This is a genomic window from Clostridium sp. C8-1-8, from assembly GCF_009928445.1.
Lineage (GTDB): Bacteria > Bacillota > Clostridia > Clostridiales > Clostridiaceae > Clostridium_AR.
Genome location: NZ_JAABNO010000033.1, coordinates 50,021 through 56,422 on the forward strand (window position 1 = coordinate 50,021; position 6,402 = coordinate 56,422).

General features: G+C 28.7%; 11 protein-coding genes. 6 read left to right on the forward strand and 5 right to left on the reverse strand.

Annotated features, from left to right (window positions below; genetic code table 11):
- The first annotated feature begins 2 nt into the window (after positions 1 to 2).
- Genes GXK57_RS22655 through GXK57_RS22665 form a run of 3 tightly spaced genes read left to right on the forward strand, consistent with a single transcriptional unit; the run spans position 3 to position 2,092 of the window.
- A complete protein-coding gene (locus tag GXK57_RS22655) occupies positions 3 to 227 on the forward strand; it encodes a hypothetical protein (RefSeq protein WP_160680293.1) in 225 nt (74 codons plus the stop codon).
- Entirely contained in the window at positions 224 to 376 is a 153-nt protein-coding gene (locus tag GXK57_RS22660) for a hypothetical protein (protein WP_160680294.1), read from the forward strand. Before GXK57_RS22655 ends, GXK57_RS22660 begins: the two co-directional genes overlap by 4 nt.
- Positions 377 to 400: 24 nt before the next feature.
- Positions 401 to 2,092 (forward strand): P-loop NTPase fold protein, encoded by a 1,692-nt coding sequence (locus tag GXK57_RS22665; protein WP_243156493.1) that lies wholly within the window; start codon positions 401 to 403, stop codon positions 2,090 to 2,092.
- A 147-nt stretch (positions 2,093 to 2,239) separates the two neighbouring features.
- Here GXK57_RS22665 and GXK57_RS22670 read toward each other — a convergent pair whose 3' ends face one another.
- The 4 genes from GXK57_RS22670 to GXK57_RS22685 form a co-directional block, all read right to left on the reverse strand.
- Complete coding sequence (locus GXK57_RS22670; RefSeq protein ID WP_160680296.1) at positions 2,240 to 2,458, reverse strand: DUF2922 domain-containing protein; 219 nt, start codon at positions 2,456 to 2,458, stop codon at positions 2,240 to 2,242.
- Positions 2,459 to 2,502: 44 nt separating this feature from the next.
- Positions 2,503 to 2,727, reverse strand: coding sequence for a DUF1659 domain-containing protein (locus GXK57_RS22675; protein ID WP_160680297.1), 225 nt, complete (start codon positions 2,725 to 2,727; stop codon positions 2,503 to 2,505).
- Positions 2,728 to 2,875: 148 nt separating this feature from the next.
- A complete protein-coding gene (locus tag GXK57_RS22680) occupies positions 2,876 to 3,064 on the reverse strand; it encodes a YvrJ family protein (protein WP_160680298.1) in 189 nt (62 codons plus the stop codon).
- 48 nt (positions 3,065 to 3,112) lie between these two features.
- Entirely contained in the window at positions 3,113 to 3,613 is a 501-nt protein-coding gene (locus tag GXK57_RS22685; protein ID WP_160680299.1) for a hypothetical protein, read from the reverse strand.
- 308 nt (positions 3,614 to 3,921) lie between these two features.
- On the opposite strand from GXK57_RS22685, the gene GXK57_RS22690 reads away from it, so the two are divergent.
- The 3 genes from GXK57_RS22690 (at position 3,922) to GXK57_RS22700 (ending at position 4,756) form a co-directional block, all read left to right on the forward strand.
- Positions 3,922 to 4,185, forward strand: coding sequence for a hypothetical protein (locus GXK57_RS22690; protein ID WP_160680300.1), 264 nt, complete (start codon positions 3,922 to 3,924; stop codon positions 4,183 to 4,185).
- A 64-nt stretch (positions 4,186 to 4,249) separates the two neighbouring features.
- Complete coding sequence (locus GXK57_RS22695; protein WP_160680301.1) at positions 4,250 to 4,471, forward strand: DUF1659 domain-containing protein; 222 nt, start codon at positions 4,250 to 4,252, stop codon at positions 4,469 to 4,471.
- Between the two features lie 63 nt (positions 4,472 to 4,534).
- Complete coding sequence (locus GXK57_RS22700) at positions 4,535 to 4,756, forward strand: DUF2922 domain-containing protein (RefSeq protein ID WP_160680302.1); 222 nt, start codon at positions 4,535 to 4,537, stop codon at positions 4,754 to 4,756.
- Positions 4,757 to 4,829: 73 nt separating this feature from the next.
- Here GXK57_RS22700 and GXK57_RS22705 read toward each other — a convergent pair whose 3' ends face one another.
- On the reverse strand, positions 4,830 to 5,441 hold the full coding sequence (locus GXK57_RS22705) for a hypothetical protein (protein ID WP_160680303.1): 612 nt from the start codon (positions 5,439 to 5,441) through the stop codon (positions 4,830 to 4,832).
- Positions 5,442 to 6,402: the final 961 nt, after the last annotated feature.

Below are 6,402 nucleotides of genomic sequence, written 5' to 3' on the forward strand. Positions count from 1 at the left end.
GTTTGAGGAATATCAGCTCTTGTGTAATCAGAAAAAAGTTAAGAAGAAGCTACTTAGGTGGATCAGAAGTTAACTTAGAAATTAATCATCAAGAATTGAAAGGGAGAGGAAGAATGGAAGAGGACGTTGATAGAGTACTTGAAGATCTAAGAGAAAGTTTAGTGGAGAAGGAGGAACGCATAAAAAGGCTTGTTGGAGAGAATATCACTTTGTTACTGAGAATATGAAGCTTGCTTATGAGGTTAAGCAGCTAAGAAAGAGAGTAGAATCCTTAGAGCTTTACGATAAGGGATATATGCTTAATGGGATGGTTGAGAGTAATGGGGAATATATGGTGGTGCTTATTAAGAAAGAAAGGTATAATAATAGCAACTAGGGAGGGGGAATTGTTGTGAATAGTATGAAAGCCAAACAAGTTCTTAATAAAATTTTTAATGATAATCGTACAATACTTAGTAATAAACAATGTATCTTGGTAGATGGTCCATGGGGAATAGGGAAGACTCATTTTATTCAAAACTATTTTACTGAGAATGAAGAGAAATATGAGTTGATTTATGTGACCGTATTTGGTAAGAATTCCATTAAAGATATAGAAAAGGCTATTCTAGTTAATTCATTCCCAGGATTTAAAAATTTTGATCCTGAGAATGGTGCGGCTAAACTTACTAAATCAGTAATGAAAGACATAGGGAAAAAGTTTTTAGGAATAAATATAGATAATTATATTAATTTATTTTCAATTGAAGATATTAAATGGGATTCGATTAGCGATAAACGCAAAATAGTTTGCTTTGATGATATTGAAAGAAAATCAGAGAAAATAGAAATGAAAGACCTATTAGGATTGATTGAGCGGACAAAAAGAAAATTTGATGTCATATTAATAGGCAATTTTAATAAAGTAGAAGAAAAAGGCAATGGAGTATTTAATGAATATAAGGAGAAAATAATAGACGATATAATCACGATTGATTGTTTGGATAGAAGCACTTTGAAGCATATTGTGAATGGTATTGGACTGAAAAATATAGATACAATAATTGATGTGTTTTTAAATGATAATATAGCGTTTGGAGAAGCATTAAATGATAAAACTTTTCTTCAAGATAATGTTAATAATCTAAGAATTTTTATTAAATACATAGAGTTAATAATGAGAGTGAAAACTTATTTAGAACCATATGATGTTGATAGAAATGCTGCAAAAGTATGCAAGGCTGTTATTTATGATTATTATTTTCAGGATAAAAATAATAACAAAGTTTCTATGAATTTTGATATATTTAATATTTATAAAACTATAAAAAAAGTTTTTTTAAATGAAGATATTAAAAAGGAAGAATTTAGAGAATATTTTGTAGCTAATTCTGAAATAAGAAAAGACATAGCGAGCATAAACAATGCTTATATGCTAAATGAAGATGAATTTAAAAAATTAAAAGCAAAAGTGTTTGAAAAAGTAGAAAACAAAGATTTAAAATATTTTCTAAAACAAAGTGATGTTATTTCATTAGTTAGTTCCTTAAATGAAGTTATTAAAATTGATCCTAGGATAAATGGAAAATTATTAAGTATCGCTATAGAGTTATATTCTCCTGAAGAATCTCAACCATATATAGATATTGATTATTCAGATTGGGATTATATAGATGAGTCTGATGAAGAAGTTTATTGTGCTGATCAGACAAAAGAGTTTATTGATGAAGTCAATCAAATATGCAAAAAAAAGTTTAATGAATTTATTAATAATAAGTATGATGAAGCAATGAAAATTAAAGATTACATGCAAATTATTAGACTATTAGAAGTTACTCAAATAAGAAAAATAAAAGACTTCGAAGAAATATTTGATTATTACTTTAATGAACTAAATGTAACTTATTCTGAAGATGTAGAAAAAATAATAAGCACATTAATTAGTAAGGTCAATAGTGAATTAATTGGTGTTTTTTTTCAAGATAGAATTAAAAATGAAAAACAATTGACTAAAATTAAAAAATATCAAAGATTTGATTTAGAGTTAGAGCAAAAGATACAACAAGAGTATGCATATGAATATTATAGTGAAAATTACCAAGAAGATTTTTAGATTTTATAATGCTTCTATAAATATGGTTTTAAGACTAGATATGTGTTAAGAATAAATGGAAAATATTTAACATGTTATATAATAAAAGAAAGAAATAGCTTAGATGAAAATCTAAGCTATTTCTTATTAAATCAATAATAATATAAGTTATTGTAAATCAAACTTAGTAGTCTGTCTTTGAGTAAGTTGAGCGCCATACTTTGAAGCTAAAGAAACGCCTTTGTTTTCAAATACATCTTTAGCTATGATAGTGTCCATAAGGCTGTTTACTTCATCTTTAGTTATATCAGGCTTAACACCTGCTATGCTTAGGGACACCTTGTCCCCAGCAGCGTTAACGAAAGTTAAAGATAATGTATATTCCATGATTTTTCTCCTTTCACTTAATTAGATTTGGTAGTTAAAAATTACTAAGCATTTACTATCTTTGATGCTTCATTTAAGTAGTAGTCTCTAGTACCAGCACTTAAAACAGCTTTGATAGCATCAGCTACAGCATATACATTTTCAGGAGTTGCACTGTTCTTTACTCCTGAGAATATCTTCTTTCTGTAGATCTTTGCACCAGTTTTATCTGTGCCACTTTCAACCTCGATTGCAAATGAAGTTGTGTCTAAAACTTTGCTTATTGCCATAATGTTTTCCTCCTTTTAGAATTTAGTTTTGAAGCTTAAAGCTCTGTGTCTTTAGCTTTCAATTAGTATATATGCCTTAGTTAAAAAGTTTTGGGAAATTTATAGTTATTTTTTCTTTGGAGTGTTTAGATGCCTTTATTAATGGTGTTTAAGCACTTTTATTTTCATCTGAATAGTCTACAACAACTCCAAGTTTAGTTGAAATTATGGTATTGAGCTTATTGATTGATGCACTTAATCCAACTATCTGCTTTTCAAGTCTTATAAGAAGATATCCGCTTATAACAACTGGAAAGCCAGTATTCGAGATCAAATTTACTAAATCATTAACCTCCATATTGAAATCACCTCCATTCATAAGGTATATATGCCTGTGAATGAAAGATTAAAGAAAAGTTCCATCTTCTTTGAAAATATAATCATGATATTTTCTTATAGCAGCATCGATTATTGTACTTAGATAAGCATTAGGATCTGGGTGAGCTGCTTTGATTTCATTTAGAAGTCTTGCAGTAGATACTCTAAACTTAAAAGTACGTGTTATTAGAAAAGCTTCTCCATCAATAGGAGGGGTTACTCCATTCGGTTGGGACTTTAAGGTTCTGTTATCTATAATAGTGTTATTATCATTTACATTATAAGAATTGGCTTTTGTTACGTTGGTATTAGTAATATTTAAATCAATCTTACTAGTATTGTTATCTTTATTTATAAAATCAAGTTCTCTATTAGCTGGTGGAGCGCTCGAAGCCTCTTCACAAAAATTAAAGGTAGCAACAGGTGTACCAACAACAGTATGTTCAATAAAACCATTTATCTCTACCTCTTCTTCATAAGCTAAATCATTTTTATCTATAGTAAAGCTCTTTGATTTTTTCTTAGCCATTTATAATTCCTCCAATTTATTTTCTATATAAATTCTTATATGCCTGAAGTATATAAATTTTAGAAAAATAAGTGTCTGAAAATGAAGTGGAAACCTCTTAAACCCGCATGGTTCCTATATATTTATATGATTTTTTAAATATTTGATTTTATGTTTATATGAATTTTTAAATATATCTTTATATGAAGATATATTTTTTTGATTAAATAATTATTTAAATAAACCCTAAAAATCAGCCTTTGAGGCATATAAGCTAATTAGAAGAGTAAGAAATTGCTCAATTAATTAGGAAGGGAAGTAATGATTTTATGATTAGAGATTGTATTTCAATTAATTCAGAAGAGGTGCAGAGCTTTGATAAGATGCAGATTGCATTGGCAATAAGAGATTCTACCTATGGAGATGAACTTAGCTGCTCATTATTAGAGAATGAAGTGATAAAAAATTGTGAAGGCTGCTCCTTAAAGTACATCTGTGGCAGACTTGATGAGCTAGCTGATGACTATACTGAAAGAACTACAAAAGTTGTAAATAGCTTTAGCTTTGAAGAAGAATTTGGGGAGGCAGAGTAACCCCTAAAAGGTAGGAGAGTATCTAAGCCTTGAAGACTAAAAGCTATGAGAGGAGGTGACAAGGATGGCAACAGCAATATTAAGCGGTAATGCAATGATCTTAAAGTATAAGACTGGAACAAATGATAAAGGAGACGATACCTTTGGAAGTCAAAGATTTTCTAATGTAAGATTAGATTTAACTGATGATGATCTATATGCAGTTGGAAAGGCTCTAGAATGTCTAATGAGTTCAGATATAGTTTATATAAGAAAGCAGCAGGATTATATAGTTGAGGATATATAAGATTAGGTTCATTATGGATTATAAATAATAAATTGAAAAGTTTTATAGGAGGGAGAGAAAAACATGGAAACAAAATACTTAGTTCTTACCTTTAAGAATGAAAGTGGAGATAAAATCAATCTATCGCTAAAAGGTATCAAGGATACTTTAACTGCAGCAGAAATATCAAATGCAATGGATATTATAATAAGTAAGAATGCATTCTATAGTTCTGGTGGTAAGCTTGTACAAAAGGCTGGAGCTCAGATTATAACTAAGAATGTTGATGAGTATAAGGTAGGATAGATAAGAAAGCAACCTGAATTGGGTTGCTTTCTTTATATAAAATACATTATTTATTGAATTACAACATAAATTCTTAATCTATGCTATTTCTTCTCCATTTATTCATAGGAATAACACGGCCATAATCTTGCCAATCAAGAAGCTTATTTTTATCTACGGCAACTACATCAGTTATATGCTCAAATAGAATTGAATATGAAATTTCTTCTTCTTTTTCATATCTACATAATCCATCAGGTTTTTTGAAATTACTTGGAATTTCAGTTATATATTCATTTTTAAATAGAAAATATAATAATCCAAATACATCAATTCCGTTAACTGCATATCCAACTATTAATAGTACTTTATCGCTTGATATTGGAACATTTGAAGCCCCCTTCAAATCTCGTGACCATGATTGGTAGTATTTATTTTCAAATATATATCCTTTATTTTTAGGATTATAATGTTGAATCCTATAGATTGGACCAGTATAAGTAGCTAAATTTAAAAACTCATTTTCTATATCATTTAACGTAGATTTACTGGATAATTTATTAACGAGGTCTATAATTAAATTCCATAATTCCTTTTGATAATATTTAAGATCTCCCATATAAGCTTTATCACCTGAAGTATGATTTGCTAGCCAATCATATATTAATTCATACATTTTATTATATTGTTTGTTTGTAAAAAACATATAATGCCCCCTTTAATCTTAAATTGATATATACCTTTCTGATGTATTGTTTTGTATATATTAACGGATTATTACAAGTATTTAATTGATATCAAATACATTGCATTATAATTATTATAGCTGTTTTCTAGATAATTCCACATGATTTATTATAAATAAAGTACTAATAAGCGATAAAAACTACTATTTTAGTTAGGGCACAATATTCTAATAAGTGTATTTAATTATAAATTTACTATAAATTTAATAAGGACACTTTTTTCTATGACAATCCTCATGACATTCAAAAAGCTCCTAAACTAAAACTCACCCCTAAAAAAATAATCTAGAGCCTAACTTCCATTGTAAGATTATTTTTTTACAAGTGAGTCCTTCTAACTACATATGCACTTAAACTAATTTGTCCTACAAAAAAGTCTTAAATTGATGTCCACTCCCTGTACTATAGGTAAATAACCAATCTATGCTTTCCCTCCCTTATTCCACACAATTTCATGGATTTATAGATGTATTGCTCCAGAAAATATTACTGGGTTTTAAGCTTGCACACTTCGCCAAACATGTTGTTTTGTAGCAATGACATAGGGCAGGCGCTTTTAAGCAGTTTATTAGGTCAATGCCTGTCCTATTTACAAGCTGCTATTAAGCATTACTTTTGGGTCCAGCTTGCACACTGCACAAAACAATGTTTAGCGGCTACGCCCAAATGTACAAGCTTTAAGTTAAAATATAAAGATCCATAAAGAAAGGTGAAAATCATCATAAGTTAATAAATATTACCAATGAGAATATAGAGAAAATTAGTGCTACTTATAAGCAGTATAAAACAATTGAAGGGTTTTCTAAAGTTAGTATTATAGAAAAGATTGATTAAAACAACTTTAACTTAAGTGTATCTGTGTGTAGTGTAAATGTCAACGTCAAAATGTTGAAAAGTTCCAACATGAAAATGCATAATTAT